This window comes from Pseudomonas persica (genome assembly GCF_900291015.1).
Classification (GTDB): domain Bacteria; phylum Pseudomonadota; class Gammaproteobacteria; order Pseudomonadales; family Pseudomonadaceae; genus Aquipseudomonas.
Genome location: NZ_OLKL01000045.1, coordinates 163,623 through 184,053 on the forward strand (window position 1 = coordinate 163,623; position 20,431 = coordinate 184,053).

General features: G+C 62.5%; 21 protein-coding genes and 2 pseudogenes. 5 read left to right on the forward strand and 18 right to left on the reverse strand.

Annotated features, from left to right (window positions below):
- Positions 1 to 66: 66 nt before the first annotated feature.
- A complete protein-coding gene (locus FQ664_RS21305; RefSeq protein ID WP_144174692.1) occupies positions 67 to 345 on the reverse strand; it encodes a hypothetical protein in 279 nt (92 codons plus the stop codon).
- Positions 346 to 477: 132 nt separating this feature from the next.
- Between FQ664_RS21305 and FQ664_RS21310 the strand changes: the two genes are divergently transcribed.
- Together FQ664_RS21310 and FQ664_RS21315 are read left to right on the forward strand one after the other, a co-directional pair.
- Positions 478 to 849: a YajD family HNH nuclease gene (locus tag FQ664_RS21310; RefSeq protein WP_144174694.1), complete on the forward strand. Its 372-nt coding sequence runs from the start codon at positions 478 to 480 to the stop codon at positions 847 to 849.
- A 71-nt stretch (positions 850 to 920) separates the two neighbouring features.
- Entirely contained in the window at positions 921 to 1,391 is a 471-nt protein-coding gene (locus FQ664_RS21315; RefSeq protein ID WP_144174696.1) for an RNA methyltransferase, read from the forward strand.
- A gap of 181 nt (positions 1,392 to 1,572) precedes the next feature.
- Here the strand turns inward: FQ664_RS21315 and FQ664_RS21320 are convergent.
- Positions 1,573 to 1,788, reverse strand: a pseudogene (locus FQ664_RS21320) (aldehyde dehydrogenase family protein); the annotation flags it as partial.
- A gap of 5 nt (positions 1,789 to 1,793) precedes the next feature.
- On the opposite strand from FQ664_RS21320, the gene FQ664_RS21325 reads away from it, so the two are divergent.
- Positions 1,794 to 2,135 carry a DUF2892 domain-containing protein gene (locus tag FQ664_RS21325; RefSeq protein WP_144174698.1) on the forward strand — a complete coding sequence of 114 codons (342 nt, stop codon included), beginning with the start codon at positions 1,794 to 1,796 and terminating at the stop codon, positions 2,133 to 2,135.
- A 167-nt stretch (positions 2,136 to 2,302) separates the two neighbouring features.
- Here FQ664_RS21325 and FQ664_RS21335 read toward each other — a convergent pair whose 3' ends face one another.
- Positions 2,303 to 3,511: a hypothetical protein gene (locus FQ664_RS21335; RefSeq protein WP_144174700.1), complete on the reverse strand. Its 1,209-nt coding sequence runs from the start codon at positions 3,509 to 3,511 to the stop codon at positions 2,303 to 2,305.
- A 41-nt stretch (positions 3,512 to 3,552) separates the two neighbouring features.
- The gene (locus tag FQ664_RS21340) at positions 3,553 to 4,002 is read right to left on the reverse strand and encodes a YcgN family cysteine cluster protein (protein ID WP_144174701.1); all 450 of its coding nucleotides are present in this window, start codon (positions 4,000 to 4,002) and stop codon (positions 3,553 to 3,555) included.
- Between the two features lie 144 nt (positions 4,003 to 4,146).
- Here FQ664_RS21340 and FQ664_RS21345 point away from each other — a divergent pair, with 144 nt between their 5' ends.
- Positions 4,147 to 4,740, forward strand: coding sequence for a nitroreductase family protein (locus FQ664_RS21345; RefSeq protein ID WP_144174702.1), 594 nt, complete (start codon positions 4,147 to 4,149; stop codon positions 4,738 to 4,740).
- A gap of 176 nt (positions 4,741 to 4,916) precedes the next feature.
- Here the strand turns inward: FQ664_RS21345 and FQ664_RS21350 are convergent, their stop codons facing one another.
- The 5 genes from FQ664_RS21350 to FQ664_RS21370 all read right to left on the reverse strand — a co-directional run bounded on the left by FQ664_RS21350 (position 4,917) and on the right by FQ664_RS21370 (position 9,565).
- Entirely contained in the window at positions 4,917 to 5,849 is a 933-nt protein-coding gene (locus FQ664_RS21350; RefSeq protein ID WP_144174703.1) for a D-2-hydroxyacid dehydrogenase, read from the reverse strand.
- A gap of 2 nt (positions 5,850 to 5,851) precedes the next feature.
- Complete coding sequence (locus tag FQ664_RS21355) at positions 5,852 to 6,145, reverse strand: YcgL domain-containing protein (RefSeq protein WP_063912980.1); 294 nt, start codon at positions 6,143 to 6,145, stop codon at positions 5,852 to 5,854.
- Positions 6,142 to 7,275: a ribonuclease D gene (gene rnd, locus FQ664_RS21360; protein WP_144174704.1), complete on the reverse strand. Its 1,134-nt coding sequence runs from the start codon at positions 7,273 to 7,275 to the stop codon at positions 6,142 to 6,144. The genes FQ664_RS21355 and rnd overlap by 4 nt, the downstream gene beginning before the upstream one ends.
- 122 nt (positions 7,276 to 7,397) lie before the next feature.
- Positions 7,398 to 9,035, reverse strand: a complete 1,638-nt coding sequence (locus tag FQ664_RS21365; RefSeq protein ID WP_144174705.1) for a phosphoethanolamine transferase — start codon at positions 9,033 to 9,035, stop codon at positions 7,398 to 7,400.
- A 164-nt stretch (positions 9,036 to 9,199) separates the two neighbouring features.
- A complete protein-coding gene (locus FQ664_RS21370) occupies positions 9,200 to 9,565 on the reverse strand; it encodes a 5-carboxymethyl-2-hydroxymuconate Delta-isomerase (RefSeq protein WP_144174706.1) in 366 nt (121 codons plus the stop codon).
- Positions 9,566 to 9,681: 116 nt separating this feature from the next.
- Here FQ664_RS21370 and FQ664_RS21375 point away from each other — a divergent pair, with 116 nt between their 5' ends.
- Positions 9,682 to 9,918 carry an HP1242/YdcH family protein gene (locus tag FQ664_RS21375; protein WP_144174708.1) on the forward strand — a complete coding sequence of 79 codons (237 nt, stop codon included), beginning with the start codon at positions 9,682 to 9,684 and terminating at the stop codon, positions 9,916 to 9,918.
- A gap of 228 nt (positions 9,919 to 10,146) precedes the next feature.
- Here FQ664_RS21375 and FQ664_RS21380 read toward each other — a convergent pair.
- From FQ664_RS21380 to FQ664_RS21420, 9 genes and pseudogenes are all read right to left on the reverse strand, one after another.
- Positions 10,147 to 10,764 (reverse strand): annotated as a pseudogene (locus FQ664_RS21380) (TetR/AcrR family transcriptional regulator); the annotation flags it as partial.
- A 158-nt stretch (positions 10,765 to 10,922) separates the two neighbouring features.
- The gene (locus tag FQ664_RS21385; RefSeq protein WP_178091029.1) at positions 10,923 to 13,118 is read right to left on the reverse strand and encodes an efflux RND transporter permease subunit; all 2,196 of its coding nucleotides are present in this window, start codon (positions 13,116 to 13,118) and stop codon (positions 10,923 to 10,925) included.
- Positions 13,119 to 13,265: 147 nt separating this feature from the next.
- Entirely contained in the window at positions 13,266 to 13,700 is a 435-nt protein-coding gene (locus tag FQ664_RS21390) for an MAPEG family protein (protein WP_144174711.1), read from the reverse strand.
- Positions 13,701 to 13,802: 102 nt separating this feature from the next.
- Entirely contained in the window at positions 13,803 to 14,936 is a 1,134-nt protein-coding gene (locus FQ664_RS21395) for a cupin-like domain-containing protein (protein WP_178091030.1), read from the reverse strand.
- A gap of 34 nt (positions 14,937 to 14,970) precedes the next feature.
- Positions 14,971 to 16,080, reverse strand: a complete 1,110-nt coding sequence (locus tag FQ664_RS21400) for an N-acyl amino acid synthase FeeM domain-containing protein (RefSeq protein ID WP_144174713.1) — start codon at positions 16,078 to 16,080, stop codon at positions 14,971 to 14,973.
- Between the two features lie 117 nt (positions 16,081 to 16,197).
- Positions 16,198 to 17,469 carry a cation:proton antiporter gene (locus tag FQ664_RS21405; protein WP_178091031.1) on the reverse strand — a complete coding sequence of 424 codons (1,272 nt, stop codon included), beginning with the start codon at positions 17,467 to 17,469 and terminating at the stop codon, positions 16,198 to 16,200.
- Positions 17,470 to 17,475: 6 nt separating this feature from the next.
- On the reverse strand, positions 17,476 to 18,399 hold the full coding sequence (locus FQ664_RS21410; protein WP_178091032.1) for a bile acid:sodium symporter family protein: 924 nt from the start codon (positions 18,397 to 18,399) through the stop codon (positions 17,476 to 17,478).
- Positions 18,387 to 19,226, reverse strand: a complete 840-nt coding sequence (locus FQ664_RS21415) for a dienelactone hydrolase family protein (protein ID WP_144174717.1) — start codon at positions 19,224 to 19,226, stop codon at positions 18,387 to 18,389. Before FQ664_RS21415 ends, FQ664_RS21410 begins: the two co-directional genes overlap by 13 nt.
- 57 nt (positions 19,227 to 19,283) lie before the next feature.
- Positions 19,284 to 20,393: an adenine nucleotide alpha hydrolase family protein gene (locus FQ664_RS21420; protein ID WP_144174719.1), complete on the reverse strand. Its 1,110-nt coding sequence runs from the start codon at positions 20,391 to 20,393 to the stop codon at positions 19,284 to 19,286.
- Positions 20,394 to 20,431 lie beyond the last annotated feature (38 nt).

A 20,431-nucleotide genomic window follows, 5' to 3' on the forward strand; every position in this document is an offset into this window, starting at 1 on the left:
GCGGCCTTGTGTCGCGATGGGCTGCAAAGCAGCCCCAGGATCGCACAGCCAACACGGCCCTCTCAGTCAATCATCCTGCACCGGCGGCTTCGGCGGGTCCTGGCGCAACCCCGGCAATGGCTGGTCCTTCGGCGGCCCGGGCAGCGGCATCGGCGGTAGCAACGGCGCCCCCGGCTGGTTGTCGTAGGCCTTGGGCGGCGTACTCGGGGTAATCTGCGGATATGGCGTAGGCGTAGGCGTACCCGGCGCACCGGGCACCGGCGTGGTCAGCCGGGGTGGCGTGCTGGCAGCTTCGGCCATGGGCAGGCCGGCCAACAACAGCACAGCGAGGATCGCGCGAAACATCAGCAACCTCCTGTCGGGAACCTTCCTACAGGCTACGCCTAAATCGAAGCTTTCGCCTGTCCGCCTGCCCCGCAAGCGCGCTAGACTCAGTGGCATAACCGTCATTTGCCTGATCAGAACAAAGGAAACACCATGAGCTCCACCTCTTCCGCCGCCGCCACCGCGCGCCTGGACCGCATCCTGGCCGATGCCAAGCGCGACAAGGAAATGGGCTACCGCGACAAGGCCCTGAGAATGTACCCGCACGTCTGCGGCCGCTGCGCCCGCGAGTTCTCCGGCAAGCGCCTGAGCGAGCTGACCGTGCACCACCGCGACCACAACCACGACAACAACCCCCAGGATGGCTCCAACTGGGAGTTGCTGTGCCTGTACTGCCACGACAACGAGCACTCGCGCTACACCGACCAGCAGTACTTCAGCGAAGGCTCCACCAGCACCCCGAGCATCGCCAAGGCCACCCACAACCCGTTCGCCGGGCTGGCGGGCCTGCTGAAGAAAGACTGACCATCGATTCGCCCCCCGCTGTTACCGGGCAGCCCGTATAATCGCGCTTTTTTCGCGAAGGGCCCCGGTACGTGGCAAACAAACGATACAGCTGCATCGGTCTGTTCAACCCCAAGTCGGCAGAAAACGTCGGCTCGGTGATGCGCGCCGCGGGTTGCTATGGCGTCAACTCGGTGTTCTACACCGGCAAACGCTACGAGCGCGCCCGAGACTTCGTCACCGACACCAAGCGCGTGCACTACGACATCCCGCTGATCGGCATCGACGACCTGCAGCGCATCATCCCGCTGGGCTGCACGCCGGTGGCAGTGGAGTTGGTGGAGGGTGCGCGGCCATTGCCGGAGTACACCCACCCGGACCGGGCCATCTACATCTTCGGGCCGGAAGACGGTAGCCTCGGTGCCGATGTGCGAGCGTGGTGCGAAGAGACCATCTACATTCCGACCGAGGGCTGCATGAACCTGGCGGCGACGGTGAATGTGGTGCTGTATGACCGCATGGCCAAGGGGCTGAATACCCGCTCGGGGCCCAGGTTCAAGTAATGAAAAGGCCGCCACTGCGACATCAGGGCCGGCCCTTTCGCGGGTGAACCCGCTCCCACAGACTGTGCATTCCTTGTGGGAGCGGGTTTACCCGCGAAAAGGCCAGCCCTGCCATCACAGGGCGGCCAGGTGCCGAACTCCGTCAGAACAGCACCGGTCTTGCTCAGATTACGAAGCGTTGAGTGTCGTTGGCCAGCGCGATCGCCTCGTCGATGGTCGGCTGCTCGAACACGCCGTCTTCGCTCTCGCCACCTTGGACGATACTGAGCTTGTGCTCGGCGGCGTATTCCAGGTACGACCTGACCTTCTCGAAGTGCGACTTGCTGACCATGGCGCCCAGGCGGTTGTCCGGGTCGAGCGGGTCGCCCAGCTTCCAGTCCTTCAGGTGCTCGGTGACTTGCCATGCTCGATATCCATTCCGCGGCGGCGGCGTCGCAGCACAATGTTCATGGGCTGGAACGGGTCAGCTCGCTGGCCGGAGGGGCGCTGATGTTCAGCAAGGGGCTGCGCCATGGTGGCCTGGTCGGCTTGCTGCAGATGGTGGTGGGAGGCCTGGCGGTGGCGCGCGGGGTCAGCGGGCATTGCTCGACCAAGGCCTGGTGGCAGCGGCATCGGCAGGAATATCAGCAGTTGCGTGCGGACATCGAGCGCAGTGCGGCGGAGCTGGAGGCGCTGAAGGCCAGTGCCAAGGCGGCGACACGCGGGGTGACGGTGACCGGCAAGGACCCGTTGGCTGGCAGTTGATCTTGCACTGAACTGCACCTGACTTGTCGCTTTAGCCGGGCCCCTGCGGGAACGGGTTTACCCGCGAACACCGGCGAAGCCGGTGCCATACACCGCGTTGGTTTCTTCGCGGGTAAACCCGCTCCCACAGGTGCCCGCGAAAGGGCCGGGACAGGCAATAGAGAGCCCTAGCGCAACGCCTTGCTCTGCAACACCTCGGAGCGCCGCCCCAGCACGTTCTCGCTGATCTGCACGAAGTCTTCGGTGCTGACGCTGGGCAGGCGCATCAGCCCGCGTGCCACATCGTCCAGCGAGCGTTTGGCCTGGGTGTGGATGCGGATTTCCTTGTCCAGCGCCTGCAGCAACATCACCCCACGCGCCACCTGCGCCGGGGTGGCATGCTCGCCCTTGAGCCGGGTGACTTTGGTGCCCTGCTTGCTCAGGCGCGCCTGCCAGGCCTGGTAACGGTCATCACTCACCCCGCCCGAGCGGCGCAGCAACTCGCTGGCATAGTAGTCGGTCAGGCTTTCCACCAGCCAGTCACTACCGTCACGCCCACGGATCTGCGCAAACAGTTGCACCACTTCGCGCAGCAACGGGCTGCTGCCATTCTCGCTGATCATCGGCCGGGCACTGTGCAGGTACAACGAGCCCTGCGCGGCCACGGCCCCGCGCCACATGCCGTCGCGGGCCCCGACCAACAGCAGCTTCGGCGGGTTGCGCGGGAACACCGCCTGCAATTGCGGCCAGACAAATGTCAGCAAGGTCAGGTTGTCCATGCGCCGCATACCCTGCCCCACCGGTGCGGCCACGGTAACCTCGGTTTCGCCCAGGCGGGCGCGGCGGCTGCCCAGGTCGCCGGCGAGCATCCAGCCAGTGGGGCGGTCGAACAGGCGCGAAACGTTGTCGATGCGGAACTTGTCCTTGCCGATGCGCGGCCAGGAGGTTTCGATGCTCTTCCAGCCTTCCGGCAGGTCGAACCCCAGACGCGCCACCAGCTCGGTGCCATCCTGCTGGTCGAGGCGCGCAGGCGGTACCAGCTGGTCGCCGAGGAACAGCGCCCAATGCGGAGTAATGCGCGACGAATAGGCGCCACTGCCGCGCTTCAGGTCCAGTTGCACGCGGTAGCTGAGGCTGGTCTTGCCAGCCGCCGGTTGCCACACGCCGCGCTGGCCCTGCAGTTGCCACTGGCCATCAGCCTGGAAGCCGCTGTAGGCCCCGGCCTTGCCCAGGTCGAAGTCCAGGCTGCGCACGGCACTGCCTTCGGCCAAGGTGAGGCGGACTTCCGCTTGGCCACTGGCCGGTAACAGGCGCACCTGATAGTCGAGGTCGACCTTTTTCGCCCAGGCCGGCGAACTGGCCATCAAGCCCAACAGCAACAACAGCTGGCAACGCATACAGAAACTCCTTGTTTCCCCGCGGCAGCGGGTCGCGCCGGTCAGCTGGCGCGGAAGATCAGGTGGTCTTCCCAGTCGTCTTCGTGCACATCGTGTTCGCTGAGCATGCGCCCCGACTGGGAAATGCGCTGTTCATGGACCTGCTGGCGATCGCCGCAGACCAGGTGATGCCAGGCCGGCAGGTCCTTGCCCTCGCTGACCAGGCGGTAGCCGCAGGTGCTCGGCAGCCACTTGAACTGGTCAGCCTTGCCCGGGGTGAGCTGGATGCAGTCAGGTACCTGGGCGAAGCGGTTGGGGTAATCGCTGCACTGGCAGCTGTCCAGATCCAGCAGTTTGCAGGCGATGCGCGTGTAATAGACGCTGTTGTCGTCCTCGTCCTCGAGCTTTTGCAGGCAGCACAGGCCGCAGCCGTCACACAGCGACTCCCACTCTTGCGGGCTGAGTTGCTCGAGGGTCTTGCGCTGCCAGAACGGCGCGTTTTCAGCGATCATGACACGGGTTTCCTGCATTCATCTTGGGGCCACGGCGCGCGGCGGCGCCAGTCTAGAGCCTGGCCTTCGGCAAAGCCAGACCGCTTGTCAGGCGCGACACGACGCAGTAGCGTGCGCGTTTGCCGTCCTTTTGCAGGAGCCGCCATGAGCGCCAACCCCCGCATTGCCGATTACACCATCAACGAGCAGTTCATCAACCGCTGGTCGCCACGCGCCTTCACCGCAGAGCCGATCAGCGAAGACACCCTGCTGAGCTTCCTCGAAGCCGCACGCTGGGCACCGTCGGCGAACAACTCGCAACCTTGGCGCTTCCTCTATGCCCGCCGTGACACGCCGAACTGGGAGCGTTACCTGAACCTGCTGGTGCCGGCCAACCGCAGCTGGGCGCAACAGGCTTCGGCGCTGGTGCTGGTGATTTCCAAGACCACCTACGCCGCCCCGGGCGCCACGGAAGAAAAACCGGCGCTGTGGCACACCTTCGACACCGGCTCCGCCTGGGGGCACCTGGCCCTGCAAGCCAGCATCAGCGGCTGGCACACCCATGGCATGGCCGGTTTCGACCAGGCGTTGGCGCGTCAGGAGTTGAAGGTGCCTGAAGGCTACGTGCTGCATGCCATGGTGGCTATCGGCAAGCTGGGCGACAAGGCCAGCCTGAACGAGGCATTGCAGGCGCGTGAAGTGCCCAGCCCGCGCAAGCCACTGAGCGAGCTGGCTGCCGAGGGTGATTTCAGCCTGTAAGCCTTGCACTTGCTGTACTGGCCTCTTCGCGGGTAAACCCGCTCCCACAGGGATCTCCACTGGCCCATGGGGCTTTGCCAGTACAGCCAACACCAGCCTCCCGCAGGACCTGAGGGCAGTGGAGATCCTGTGGGAGCGGGTTTACCCGCGAAGAGGCCGGCCCAGGCATTACAAAATCAGTAGCCCCGGGCGAAGTCCACTTCGCCACGCAACCCCTGCCCCGCCGCAAACGCCCGCACATTCTCGACAAACAACCGCACCATCGCCGCTGGCGAGGTGGGTGCCGAGCTGTGCCCGGTCAGCAGCAAGCCCCATGCAGTCCAGAACGGGTGCTGTCGGGGCAGCGGCTCCTGGCGGCAGACATCGACCACCGCTCCCGCCAGGTGCCCTTCCCTCAGCGCCTCGACCAGGTCTGCGTCGACCACCGCCGCCCCACGCCCGGCATTGATGAACAGCGCCGTGGGCTGGAAGCACTTGAACAGCGCCGCGTCATACAAGTCGTGGGTGGCCGGGGTATCCGGCAGCAGGTTGAGCACGTAGTCGACCTGGCCAACCATGCGCGGCAGGTCGGCCAGCGCCGCGACCTCGACGAACGGCACCTGTTCACGGGCGCTGCTGGCAACGCCATACAGGACCACGCCAAACGCCTGCAGAAACTCGGCCACCCGCTGGCCAATGTCGCCAGTGCCGACGATCAGCACCTTGCGCCCTTCCAGGGTACGCCCCGGGCGGTCGTCCCAACGCCGTTCGACCTGGCTGACCAGGCGCGACAGCACCTCGCGCTCATGGCCGAGCATGTAGGTGAGCATGTACTCGGCCATCACCTGGCCAAAAATGCCCACGGCGCGGGTCAGGCGATAGTCACGCGGCAGGCCCTCGGCCAGCAGCGGGGTGATACCGGCCCAGGTGGACTGTATCCAGCCCGGCTTGTGGCCCTGGCGCAGCAGGCTTGCCAGCAGGTCCGGCTGGCCCAGCCACACCGGGCACTGCGGCGCCTGGCGGGCCAGTTCGGCGGAGTCGCCACTGGTGAGGATTTCCAGTTCAGGCGCGGCTGCACGCAAAATCTCGGCGTATCGAGCATGATCATGCTCAGCAATCAGTACTCGCATGATCAGGCCGGGTCGTTACGTCGCAGCAACTCTTCGGGCAGGTGCTCGATGTAGTCGTCTTCCGGCGGCGGCATCTGCAGGTGGTAACCCTGGTTGTCGAGGTTTTCCAGTACCTTGGCGATATCCTCGCGGGCCAGCTTGCGCTCGGGGGTAAGCACCAGGTCGAAGGCATGCATGGGGGTGCCGAAGAACGGTAGCAGGCCTTCGGGCACGCGCTCCAGGCCGTCGGCCTTGAGCACGTACAGGTACATTTCGTTCTTGCGGGGACTCTTGTAGATAGAGCAAATGCGTTTCATCGGGTCTCTCCGGCGCCTGCCAGGCTGTCCAGCAGGGCCTGGCCCATGCGCTCACGGCGCCAGCCGCGCAGCGAATCGGGCAATTGATAGGGGCCATTGGGGTAGCCGCTCTTGAGCAGCGCCTCCAGGGCTTTCTTGCGCAGCATCAGCTCGGGGGCAATCCCTAGCCGCTCGCCTTCGGCCTGGCCGATGGCACGCAGCTGCTTGAGGATGCCGGCGGCCTCGATCGGCAAAGGCTCGGGCAAAGCCTGGGGCCACTGCTCGGCTGGCAGGCTGGCGGCACGCTTGATCAGCTGGATGAGGAACTCACCGTCCTGACGAATGGTGCGCGGATGCATCTCGTCGATCTTGGCCAGCGCCGACAGGTTGTTCGGCTGGCTCTTGGCCATGGGCCACAGCGAGTGTTCCTTGAGGATGCGGTTGCGCGGCACGTCGCGGTTGCGCGCTTCACGCTCGCGCCAGGCGCACAGTTCGCGCAGCACTGCCAGTTGCTGGGGGGCCAGCTTCCAGGCCAGCTTGACGTCGCGGTACAGGCTCTCGGGCTCGACTTCGCGGCGTAGCTGGGCGACCAGCTCGGCGCCGTCCTCCAGCACCCAGGCGTATTTGTCGTCGGACAGGCGTGGGCGCAACACGGTGAACAGCTCGGCCAGGTGCACGGCATCCTCGGCGGCATAGCTGACCTGGGTGTCGGACAGCGGGCGCTGCAGCCAGTCGGAGCGGGTTTCACCCTTGGGCAGCTCGATACCCAGCACTTCCTGCACCAGGCGCGAATAGCCCATGGAGAAGCCCAGGTTGAGGTAGGCGGCGGCCAGCTGGGTGTCGAACAGCGGCTGTGGCAGCTTGCCGGTCAGGCGCAGCAGCACTTCGAGATCTTCGCTGCAGGCGTGCAGCACCTTGACCACGCCGCTGTACTCCAGCAGTTCGGCCAAGGGTTGCCAGTTGCCGATCAGCAGCGGGTCGATCAGGAAGGCACGCTGGCCGTCGCCGATCTGGATCAGCCCGGCTTTCGGGTAGAAGGTGTCGACCCGCATGAATTCGGTGTCGACGGCGACGAAGGGCAGTTCGTGCCAGTTCCGGCAGTGTTCGGCCAGGCTCTGGTCGTCACGGATCCAGTGTATTTCGATGGCCACGAGGCTCTCCCACTAACATTGGCGCGCAGTATATACGGCGCGGGCACTGCTGGTGAAACCCGGGCCATCCTTGATATCGATCAATGGTGCTGTTGTGTGTGTAGGAGTGGCCTTGCGGCACCTCAGCGCTTGGCCGCCAGCCACGGCCGGCAACTGGCGAACATGTCCAGCGACTGTCGGTAGACCTCGGTATGCACCTGCAACAGGCCGAGCATCGAATGGAACAGGTTGTCCTGCGACAGCGGCGCATCGCTGAGCTTGGCCAGGCAGTCGGTATCGACACCGAAGTCCTCCTTGTAACTGTCGGAGAACCAGGTCAGCAGCGGCACGTGCTTCTGCTGCTCGGGGGCGATGGCGTAAGGTGTGCCGTGCAGGAACAGGTTGTACTCACCCAGCGACTCGCCATGGTCGGACAGGTAGATCATCGCCGTGTCGACCTTGTCCTGCTTGCTGCGCAGGGTGTCGATCAACGAGGCCAGCACCTTGTCGGTATAGGCCAGGGTGTTGTCGTAGCCGTTGACGATTTGCTGCTCGCTGCACTGGTCCAGCGCGTTGCTCTGGCACACCGGGGCAAAACGCTGGTCGCCATCGGGGTAGCGTTTGAAATATTCAGGCCCGTGGCTGCCCATCTGGTGCAACACCAGCACGGTGTCCTTGTCGAGGTTGTCGATCAGCTCACCCAGGCCCTGCAGCAGGATCTGGTCATGGCATTCTCCATCAGCGCACAGCTGCGGGTCCTTGAGGTTGCTGACATCGATGAACTGCACGCGGTCGCAGGTGCCCTTGCAGCCCGACTGGTTGTCACGCCACTGCACCACCAGGCCGGTACGCTGGAGGATGTCCAGCAGCCCTTCGCGGTTCTTCGCCACGCGGGCATCGTAGTCCTTGCGCTGCATGCCAGAGAACATGCACGGCACCGAGACGGCGGTTTCCGTGCCGCAGGAGTGCACATCGGAGAACGCCAGCAGGCCTTGCTCCCTGGCAAGGTTCGGTGTGGTATCGCGGTTGTAGCCGAGCACGCCGAAGTGGTCTGCCCGCGCACTTTCGCCCACCACCAGCACGGTCAGCGACTTGCGTTCATGTTTTTGCCAGGCGGCATCACGCTTGGCATCTTCGCCATACTGCTGGAAGGGCCGCGATGCGGTACCGACGCGCTCGCCGACATAACCGATGGAGGCACCCACGATATTGCTGGGGGTGAGCATCAGACGCAGTTCGTGGTGGTTGCGAAACAGCGATGACAGGCCCTGGTAGTTGACCAGGGCCACCGAACCCAGGGCCACCACGCAGGCACCGCCAACCACCAGTTTGCCGAGCAGTTCACGGTGCCAGGCGCGGTAGGCGATCGGCGCCTTCCACAACAGTACCGAAGGCACTACACCGAGGCCCAGGATATACAAGGCAAACTTCAGCGAGAGCAAGTCACGTACTTCCGCCACGTTGGTTTCCGCCATATTACGGAACATACCCGCGTCGATAAGGACACCGTATTGGTTCATGAAGTAAGCCACGCCCGCGCCACTCAAGAACAACACGATAAGTATCGGTTTCAAGACATAACGGAAGGCGAACAACGTCAGGATCAGGTTGAACGCGAACAGCATCAGCACGGCAAACGCCAGGCTCAGCCAAAGCCCCGGCAAACCGGGCGGCACGATCTGTTCAAGGTGCTGCCAGAGGAAGACATTGAAGCCGATCAGCAGGTAAAGACTGGCCAGCAGCGTGACCCATTCAGTCCGCAGGGATTTGAAGTTGAGCATCAGTGTTCGCAATCAAGAGTGATTATCAGCCCAAGGGCCTGCGCGGCACCGGGGAAACTTGGCTGAACTCTAGAAAGCGCACCATCAATATTTTGTGAAAAAGACGCCAACAAATTCGTGAGCCGGCGTCTTTCTACATTAAAAGAAGTTCATACAGCTGCCGTTCAGCCTGGCAGGCGTGCCTTGGCGTAGGGCTCGCGGTCGATGTCCAGCACTTCCACGCACAGCTGAATGTCCAGCCCGGGTTGCTCGGGAATGGCTACACGCAGTACCTCCAGCAGGCTGGCGGACAGCTGCGTCTTCACCTCGGGCGAGCGCCCGCTGAGGATGGCCAGGCGCACATGGGCAAAGGCACGCTCGCCGGGCGCGGTGCCCACCCGGTAATGTTTGAAGGCTTCGGCGCGGCTTTTGATATCGGCTTCATCGGCGAACTGGCCGCTGCCGACCAGGGCGTGGTTCAGGCGCAGCAGCAGCACGTCGACATCAAGCTCATGCAGGTTGTCGCTGTATTCCAGGTTCAGGTGAGGCATGGCGCAGGTTCCGGGTCACGGGAAGATGCGACAGCCTACCCCCAGTCCCCTACCTGCGCAAAGACGGCTATCCTCAAAGATCAGGACCATTCGCCAACCCCTACAGAGGTGAAGAAATGCCAGTTCCGCATGATCTGCTCGCTGACCTGCACGTTACCGCTGATGCATTCCAGGCGCTCATGGACAAGGACCAGACGCTGCACTCACTGCACAAGGAATACAACGCCAAGGACAAGGAGGTGGTCGCCGCCGAAGGCAACGGTACCAACGACGAGGCCGTCAACCGCCTGCGCAAGGAGCGGTTGCTGATCAAGGACAAGATCGAACGAATCATTCATCCGCCCAGATCCTGATCGTCCCGTTCCTCGCTTTCCCGGCCGTGCGCCGGCAAGCCATCACTCACAAGCGCCTTGCGAAGGCCTCGTGATCAGCTGGCTTGCCGGCGATCCGGCCGGGGGGTCAACCCACTTTCAGCGCCCCGGCGTTCTCGCAACGCTGGTCACCTGCGCCATGGCAGGGTTGGCCATGGTGTTGAAAGGCATCAACGAACGAACCTGAGGCGGTTCGCAACTGTGCAGGCCCATGAACACCGTGACGACTTCGTGCACGTGCCGCTCGGCCCGTTCCCCTTGCAAGGGTTCGCAGATACCGATCAACACGCGGAAATAATCATCGCCCTTGAGCAGGCAGAAGAAGCGTTCCGCCGCCTTCTGCGGGTCTTCGATGCGCAAGCGGCCTGCCAGCGACGCACGCATCAGCAGGTTGGTCATTTCCCTGAGCATGTGTCGCGCTCCTGCCTCGTAGAACATGCACGCCAGCTTGGGTTCCTGGTTGGCCATGGCGACGATTACTCTCTGCAGGGCCACCGCCTCGCTACTGCAGATCAACTCCAGGTACTTGATGCCGATATTGAGCAGCACCGTCTCGATACTGGCATGCGGAGAGAAGTCAAAAAGCCGTTCAGGCAATTGCTCATCGCACTTGGCCGTAATCGCCGCGGAGAACAGCGTGGCCTTGTCCCTGTAGTGGTTGTAGACGGTCAGTTTCGACACCCCGGCCTCGGCCGCGATCGCGTCCATGCTGGACCCCTCGTACCCCTTGCTCAGGAAAAGACTTTTCGCCGCCTCGAGGACTGCCCTGCGTTTAGCCTGGTCCTTCGGGCGCCCAGATTTGCTCACCAGTACCGTTTGCTTGGTCATATGATTTCCCTACCGTTTGGTTTTCTTGGAGACGACCAGCCCTTCCAGCTTGCTCAAGGCAAGCCGGCCTGGTCGCATTTTTTGCGGTTTCTGGCTACCTGGTCGCGTCACCAGGCAGGAAAGGTTCAAGGCATCGGCAGCTTCCGCTCGTCAACCTGTCAACGCCTGGGAACCACCACGGCTGCCATGCCCGGTCCCGGCTCGGCACGCTTGAGGAAGTGGTGGATGAGGTAGGGAATCCCCACCGCGTTACATAACAGGGAGACAAGGATGGCCAACGCGCAGAACAAACCGAACAAACGCGTGAAGTAGGATTCCCCCAGCCCCAGGACGAGGAAGCCGACACACAGCACCAGTGCGCCAATCCACAGTGCTTCGCCAATATCCTCGAAGATCCGCATCACCAGTTGCTGCGCCGTGAGGTGCGTCGGAGCGTGCCGGGCGTGATAGAAGCAATGCAGCGTCGCATCCACCACCAAGCCGAACATGATGCACCCGATCATCGAGGTGCCGACATTGATCGATAGCCCCAACGCGCCCATCACACCGAATACGGCAACCAGTGGCATGATGTTGACGACCACGGCAATGATTGCCACCGACCAGGATCGTGCAAGCATGTAGAACGCCACTGCCATCGAGGCAACAGCGAACAGGATGCTCCATGCCATGCCATCCAACAGCAGCTTGACCATCACCGTTTGCATGACCGAATAGGACGTCAGGTGGTGCTCGAACACAGAGGGGTGCCGGTCAAGGTATTCGGCTACCTGGTCGAGCACTTGCTGCAGCTGCGCCTGGGGCATTTGTTGCAGGCGTATCCGCACTCGGGTGAACTGGTTGTCGTAGTCGACGAAACGCTTCAGTTCATGGTCCGGCCCGGCCAGTGAATACGTGAAGATATATTGCTCGGCGGCCTCCCGGGTGTCGGGCAACACTTGGTACTGGATGCTTCCACCGTTCATTTCACGGTGAATGTCCTTGAGGAAATCAACCACCGAGAGGCTCTTGTCCACCCCGGGGATACTACTGACGAAAGCCTGGAGCGCTGCGATCTCACGCAGGGCCTGCGGTTCCAGCACTCCGCCCTTTTCCTTGGTCCAGAGACAGATCTCCAGGCTGGATACCCCACCCAACTCTTTCTCGATGAAGTCTGTGGAGACCTTGATCGGCGCAGACTTGTCGATGAAATTCAGGAACGCCGCCTCCACATGCAACCGCCCGATGGGTAGAACAGCCAGGCCAACCAGTACAACGGTCAGCAATGGCAATACCCGGCGTGAGCGGTACAACGGTGCAAGCCATTGTACCCATCTGGCATGGAGCTTATGGTCGACCCGCCGCGCCTTGCCCGCTGGTGCACACGCCAGCATGAACGGCATGAGCAGGCAGGACAGCACATAGGCAATGATCGCTGCCACTGCGGCGATCACCCCGAACGCGCGTATGGGGGCAACCTCGCTGACGGCAAGGGTGAGAAAGCCGATCGCCGTGGTAAAGGACGTCAGGAAGCAAGGCATCAGGTTCTGGCGCAGGGAGAAGCGCATGGCCTCAAGCACCGGCATACCTTGGTTCAAACCCTGGCGATAGGTATCCAGCAAGTGCAGGCAGTCCAGCACGGCGATGCACATCATGATCGATGGCAGCCCGACAGTGACCGCATTCATGGGCAACCCCAGCCTGCCCATGCTACCCAGCAACAGCAATGTGCAGAGGGTTACCACGGCCAGCACCACCAGAACATCGCCTACGTTGCGCAGGAAGACCGCCAACAGTAACAGCAGCACCAGCGACGTCAGCGGAATGAAGGTCTGCAGGTCGTTCCACATGTCACGCGTGACCTGCTGTTCGACCACGGGTTCACCAGCAACGTGAAACTGCTCGTAACCACTGTCGGCCATGATGCGTTGCACGCCCGACAGAACCCGCTCGAACTTCCCTTCAGGGTTGCCTGGGCCAGCCTCGATGAGGATCGCCGTGACCTGCCCATCCGGCGATACCAGCTCGCGCAGATACAGTGGGCTGCCCAGCAGCTTGTCGAGCACCCGCTGCCGGTCATGGCTGGAAGACTCGGCCAGTGCCTGTGCGGCAGGCAGAATATCCAGCGCCTGGTCCTGGCCAAGGATGATGTTCACCGACGCGATGCTGGTTGCCTTGGCCACATCGGGCAAGTCTTCCAGCCTCTGGGTAACCGCTTGCAGCCTGGCCATCTGCTGATCGCTTGAAAGCGCCTGATGTGGCAGGGCGACGACGATCATGCGGTCATCGCCGAAGCGTTGCTTGAATGTTTCGTACCGCTGGCGCTCGAGATTGCCCTCAGGCAGGAAGGAATCGATCGATGCATCGAAGCGCATTTCCAAGACGCCGGGAGCAACTGCCAATACGGCCAGTACCACCCATAGCGCATTGAACCGGCGCCAATTGATCAAGAAGCGAATAATTGCATCCATGCCCATGGTATTACCTCGCACGCCGGCGATTCTGTTGTTATTGGTCGAGCCTCAACTGGTCCTGGCGACCAATTGGGCGATGATGATGCCTGCCAGCGCGAACAGGCAGATGATGCCCACCGCATAGGACAGCGTGCGCCATGGCTGCCAGCGCGCCAGGTAGGTCACGGTGTGCAGAACCCGCGCAACGGTAAATATGGAAAACAGCCACACCGCTGGCCCTGCCGGCCCGTCAAGCAATACATAGATGCCGCCGAGCACGAAGAACAAAGGGATGTTCTCCAGGTCGTTCATCCAGGCTTGCGATGCGCGCGATACCTGGGGCAGTTCTTCGGCGCTGGCAACGCGCCCGACGAAGCCTGCGTCTTCGGCATTCTTGAATGTCATGCGGCCAATCCGGTGGAAGCCCTGGTAACACGAAATCGCGAACATCTTGGCGAACAACACCAGAACGCACAGGGTATAGCTGTAAAGAACGACGCTCATATCTACTCCTTTAGATGGACTTTCCGGTCTATGACGTGGACGTCCCGGGGGGGTGCCCCGGGGCGCGACTCAGTATAGGGTCATAGCCAGGTCAAGCGGCACCTAGAGCGATACTCGACGGACGAACTCCTCGGTGTCGAACTCGAACGCCAGCTTCGCGCCGGTTGCCTTGTCCGAGCCCCAGCCTTCCTTGAGCACAGTCATCACCGTCTGACGGAAGCGCGGCGAAGTGACCCACATGAGCGAGAACATCTTGTTGCCCATGATCATCTTGTTGATGGCCCGCGATGCAATCGCAAGCGAGGGGACCGGTGTCTCGACGCAGTGCCACCACCAATGCGGGGAAAACAAAACGTCCCCCGCCTCAAGCGTGGTGGTGTACTTGGGGATGTAGCGATACAACGGGTAGCCGTCAGCCTCGATCTCGTCATGGCTTTTGCGCCAGTCGAGCATGGTGGCGGCGTAGAACATGTCCTTGCGCGTGATCGGGTGCATCCACATCGAATGCTTGGGATGGACGAATGTCCATTTCTTCACGCCATTGATCATGGTGAACAGGTTCGGCCCACCGGTGCAGTGCCAACCAGAGATCACACCGCCGGCCGAGAGGAACATCTGCGTCGACATGATGCGTTTGTCGCGGGTGCTCAGGTACTTGCCCAGGGTTGCCAGGTCGAGTTCCTGGCGCAACTCGGGGTGCTTGTTGAACAGGTCCTCGGTGTGGCCTGGATAGTAGGTGCCGCCACCGAGAATGTTCTCGACCACCTCTGCGATGGGCAGGTCGATGTACTGCAACGCCTTCTCGTTCAGCTCGTTGCCGCGCACACGGGTGGCCACCTTCACCTCGCCGTAGTGTTGCGCCAGGTATTCAGGCGTCCATTTGCGTACCGACTCCCAGTGTTTGGCCGCTCCACGGAACACTACCGGGGTGTTGGGTTCCAGGTAGATCTTGTGGAAGTTCTCGGCTGACAGCTCATTGATGTCGACCTCGGGCACAGGCAAGGTCGGGCCGTCGCCATACGCCCTGGACTGCTCCTGGATACGAGCCTCGATACGGCGGGTGCGCTCGATGCATGCGGGGGTACCATAGGGGCCATGTTCCTTGCGACCGACCAGGTAGTATCGACGCAGGAAGTCAGCCCAGTACCGGCTGCGCGTGAGCCAGTCGATCTTCGGATCGTGGGTAAGATCGATTGTCGGGAAATCCGCCTGTGCGAAGCTGTTGTGCGACCTCATTGCTTTGTCCATTGCCTTGCTACTCCCTGCTGTGTCATTGAGATTGACTGTTGAACTGCGACTCGGCATCCCGCGCCACGCTGGGCGCGGATCGGCTACCGAACAACCTGGCCAAGGCCTGTACACCCCACTCGGTCAGGCCGACATGCTGGAGTTCGGCCATCACTTCGCCGAACAGGAACTGCCTGACGTGCGGGCGCAGTTCGAGCGCCAGCAGGTCGATGCGGATGGCCACGGCGGGTGTGTTGTACTTGCTGTAATAGCGCACCTCGGATATGGCACCGACGCCCATGAAGCGATACAGCGCCTGGTGCTTCGGTGGCACGGCGAACACCACATCGGTGCAGTCACGGCTGAACTTTGCGTGCTGCAGAGCAATACGGAACAGCGAGTACACGCACAGCATCCGGTCAGGGTCGTGAATGCTGTAGTTCATCGCGCCGAAATGCTCGGTGCCGACGGCCAGCATGCCGAACTCGACAAGGCGCCGACCTTGCTTGCGCAAAGGTTCCAGACAGTCGGCAAATACCGCGTCCATGGGCAGCCCCTGGTCCGAATCGGGAATCGACGTCAGGGTCATGGCCACGTCCTGGACCACCTTGCCAACGAACGTCACCGTCTGTGGGTTGAGCAGAAAACTGTTGGTGTACAGCCTATTCTCGGCTGGCTCGGCCAGGCCTTTGGAGAAGTAGGCGTCATACACCAGGCGATAGGCGGCCTCGCGCTCGTCGACGGACTTGGCCTGGGTTAGCGACACCTGCACCGCCGCACGCTTGTCAGTGGCCGGGCAGACCGGCTGGAACCCGGCAACACGCCCGGCTTCGGCAACTGCCTGGTCGACGCGCAGGCGCTGGCAGAGCTGCTTCACATCGCGCGGCCACTGCCGTGACACCTGCGTCGCGCAGGGGCTGCAACGCACCGAAGCAACCTCGCCCGGCCCGTTTGCCTGCACCTGCACGACCTGGGCCTCGAAGGCAATGTCGCGCCGCGCAATCTCATCCCTTCCCGCCAGTGCCAGCACCTGGCCAGGTTCCACGGCCAGTTCGAGTTCCAGCGTCAATGTGCTCTCGCCCAGCTCGCGCAAATGCGCGGTAACCGGCACGCCTTCGCCATCAGCGCCGCGCAGGTTCACGGTCCAGGCCATTGCGCCCGCGTCAACGCCGCGTCTTTCCAAGTCGGTACTCAACATAGGTCTCATCAGCATCACTTCCCATTTTTTTAACGTGAACATCCCTATCGGTACTTTCTGAACCCTCAAGCATCATCCAAGTGGTTTTTCTCCTTGGCTGAACAACACCTGGTGCTGCGTTGCCGGGGCCTGGCAACGAGGCGGAACCAGCCGCACCACTGGCAGGGTGATCACCGTCGCCGCCAGTGCGACCACCATGAGAATGGCGTAGAGGTCTGCCGTGATGACCCCGATTTCCAGGCCTACGGTGAGCAAGATGATTTCCATCACGCCTTTGGTGTGCATCAAGGTGGCAAGCACGAATGCGTCGGGCCGCTCGAGCCCCGTGAAGCGCGCAGCCAGGTAGGAACTTCCAGCCTTGCCCACCGCCCCTACCAGGAAAAACAACCCGCCCCAGGCAAGCAGCCCTGGCCAGCTGCCGGCATCGATCTGCACATTCATGGCGGCCGTGCCGAAAAACAGCGGCGCGAAGAACAGGTTCACCAGTGTCTGTGGCCCTTTTTCCCAGAACTCCCGCAACCCCTTGTGCTTGCGGAAGGCGATACCGGCGACGAACGCGCCGATGGTGACGTGGGCGTTGGCCAGGTCGGTGATGACGCAGAAGGCGAACAACACGATCAAGGCAGCGATCAAGGGCCTGGACGGGTCGGAACCCGCAGCCGCAGTCGCCCCCGCAACCCCTACCAGGCGGCGGCTCACCACGAATTCGGCCACCGCCACCAGCACCACCAGGGTAATGGCGGAATAGAAAATGCCCGACGTGCCTTTGCTCGACAGCAGTACCAGCACCAGCGACAGGGCAAACCAGGCCAGGATGTCGGTGATCACCGCCGCATTCATCACCAACGGCGACAACGAACGATGGGGGAACCGCGGATCGGCCAGGATCCCGGCCAGCACCGGAACGGCCGTGGCGCCCATGACGACGCCGAAGAACAGCATGTAAGGCAGCCGCTCCACATGCCCTGAAAACACGCCATGGCTGATATGCCCAAGCAGCATGCCCGCAAGGCCCGCGCCAATGAAGCCGCACAGGGCAATCGGCAAGGCCTTGCCTGCCTTGGCGTGCGACGGGCCAGGTTCTGTCGTCCCGGCCTCAAGGCCCAGGCCGAACATGATGAAGATCAGACCGACCTTGCCCAGTACCATCAGCCCGGTGAGGTTGGCGAACAGTGCACTGCTCAGGGCCGGGTCGAATGCACCCAGTACCATTGGCCCGACAACCACGCCTGTCAGCAGGTAACCGATGACCGCTGGTTGCCCCAGCCAGTAGCTGATGCGCCCCAGGCAATGAGAGATCCCGAGGATCACCAGTAACTGCAGGAAAATACTTGCTGTGTTCATGGCCATTCAGTCCTTGTGTACCGAGTTGCATGCGTGCTGCCCATGAAGCCGCACCGGGTCCGGTACGCGACGTTGCCCGGAACACAAGGCATGCACTGAAACGCCCAGCAGCGCGACCAGGCAGACAATGACGCTGTAGATGATCGCGGCGATGGCCATGTCGACACTGCCAATCAGGCTGGCGATGACCATCGCCAGCGCACTGTTCTGGATGCCGATCTCGACAGTGATCGAGCGCCGCTGCGCGCGGCCCAGCCCGGCCAGCCACGCCACCAGCCAGGCCAGGCCCATGGTCGCGCCGAACAACACCAGCAGGCTGCCCCCCAGGCGCGAGGCGTAGTCTTCGATCAACGCGTATTCCCTGACCACCACGGTCAGGATCATCAACATCAGGAAGGCGAAGCCCAGCAGGCGTAGGGGCTTCTGCAGCCGAACGCTGGCGTTCGGCCATTGACGGGCGATCAGCATGCCCAAGGCCAGCGGCAGCAGGGTGAGCAGAAACAGACGCCATACCGTTTCGCCCATCGGCAGGCGCACCTCGTGGCTGAACAGGCCAAAGTGCGCCAGTGCCAGCGAGGCCAGCAACGGCACACTGACAAACGCCACGCAGCTGGAAATCACGGTAAGAGAGATCGACAGTGCCACATCGCCCTTGACCAGGTAGGTGATGGTGTTGGATGCCACGCCTCCAGGGCACAGCGCCAGGATGATCACGCCAAGTGCCAAGGCGCCTTCCAGAGCGAACAGCCAGGTAACCCACACGCCCACCAACGGCAGGACCACCACCTGGCCCAGGGTACCGATCACGACACCCGCAGGCGCCCTGAGCAGGTTTGCAAAATCCGCGACCTCGAGGCCCAGCCCCATCCCGATCATCATCACGAACAGGATGACCGGCGCCATCGTTCTGGCCAGTTCTATGGTTTCCATGCACATGCCCCTGAGGTGTCCGCGGCCAGTCGGGCCTGGAGAAAGGCCACGACCTGTTCCTGGGCCTGGTAAGTGGGATGGCTTGGGTCGTCGACATAACTCACCCCCAGCACCGAATGGGCCCAGCGGCCGATTCCATGCGGGTTGCTGGCACTGGAGTCGATTTCGCACGCAACGAAGCGGTCGCCGAAGGCCTGTTTCAGGCTTTCGAAACGCGCGTCAGGCACTGCAGGATCGCCAGTGAATCGCAGCCCGAGCACGGTGATGTCCTGCTCGCTGGCGCGACGGCTGATGGTTTCCAGTACAACCTGTTCGAGGCCCAGTGCCCCGGCTTTGCCGGCAGACAGGGCAAAGGGCAGCGACGGGTTGGCAAGCACCGGGGCAATCACCGCGGCGTCCGCCATCATGGCCAGGCCGAAGCCACCCGTCAGGCACATCCCGATCACGCCCACGCCAGGTCCGGCACAGGTCTCATGGGCGCAACGGGCCAACGCTCGCAGCCAGTCGGTGATGGGGCTGCGGCGCCGGCTGGCCAGCACCTTGAACTCCCGCGAGATGCAGACCTTGCCCATGCATCTGGCCACGGACAATGCCGAAACCCGCACCCCTGGCTCACCGAACAACACTGGCAGCCACACGCTCAGGCCGGCTTCTGCCAGCCGACGGGCCAGGCGCACAACCCCCTCATGGAGCCCGGGGACCTCGTGCATCAGCAACACTGCCGGCCCTTCGCCCAGGCGAAAGACCTGGCGCGACACGCCTTCATGAGAGAAGCGCAAGTCGGTAAAACCTGCGAACAGTCCGCTGGAGAATGCTGTATCGCTCATCGATACCATCCTTGGTTGAGACATTGGGAAGGGCGGCGCTCGCAGCACCGCCAGCGGTCAGGCGAAGTCGTGTGCCTGGCCTGCCTTGTGTGGCTGGCCCACCGGGCATGGCGCCTCCTGGGGTGGCGCCATGCGCAAGTCTTCAAGGCGCAGGTCCAGTTCGCGCAGCGAACGATCGATATGCCGGCCCATGAAAATCCGCCGGCGCACCATGAAGTCCATCAGCGCGAAAATGATCCGCCATCGCGTACGTCCCGCCTTGCCTTCGCGCACCAGCTTGGCGAACTCTGGTTTGTATGGGTTGTAACCAAGGTGCTTGAGGTCCGAATACATCAGCAGCCAGTTCAAGGTGAAGTTGCTCAGTACCGGGTTGGCGTGCACCTTGTCCTGTACCAGCCCCAGCTCGATGACCGCCCTGGTGACGCCTGCCTGGTCGTACTCCCAGGCATGGAACGGGGCAAGAATGCGCGGCAGCCTGGTCTGATCAGCGTATTGCTGCGGGTTCCAGAACAGCGCCCGCTCGTGTTCCTTGAACACCCCGCTCTCGAACAAGGCATGAGGGGTCCAGTCCTGGGCAATACGTTGTGGCGCCATTTCGTAGAGCATGCGCTCGGGTTCCGGCTGACCAGGGGAGTAGCCGGTGAAAATCAGCGGAATGTCTTTCTCGAGGGCAAACCGCAGCAGGTCTCCTTCACGGATATCCAGCCAGAAATAGCAAACGGTGTGCACCGCCCCCTTGGGGCCCTGATTCATCAGCAGGTGGCGAATGAAGCGGCGGTAGACACTCTGCATCGGGCGGTGCACGTGATGGTCCACCCCCAGGGCCTTGATGGTACGGCGAATGTTGTCCCAGGTTCTGGCCGGTATGTCGTAGTCGCTGGTATACGCCAGCACTTTCAGCCCGTAGTCCACCACCAGCCGATGCAAGAGGTAGCAGCTGTCCTTGCCGCCGCTGAAGGAAACGATGCAGTCGTACTTCCTGCCACTGCCCTTGGCGGCGCGTAGCGTCGACTCCAGATCGTGCTGAAACTGCATGCGCTGCGCCTCCTGGCGCAATTTGCCACCGCCCTGCGATACGCGGCACAGGTTGCAGATACCGTCAGAATCGAGTGCCACCCCTTCGACGGCATCGGTCAGCAAGCAGGTGACGCATACTTTCTTGAACATACCGACCAGCTCCTTTCTATCCTTGTCGTATTCGAATA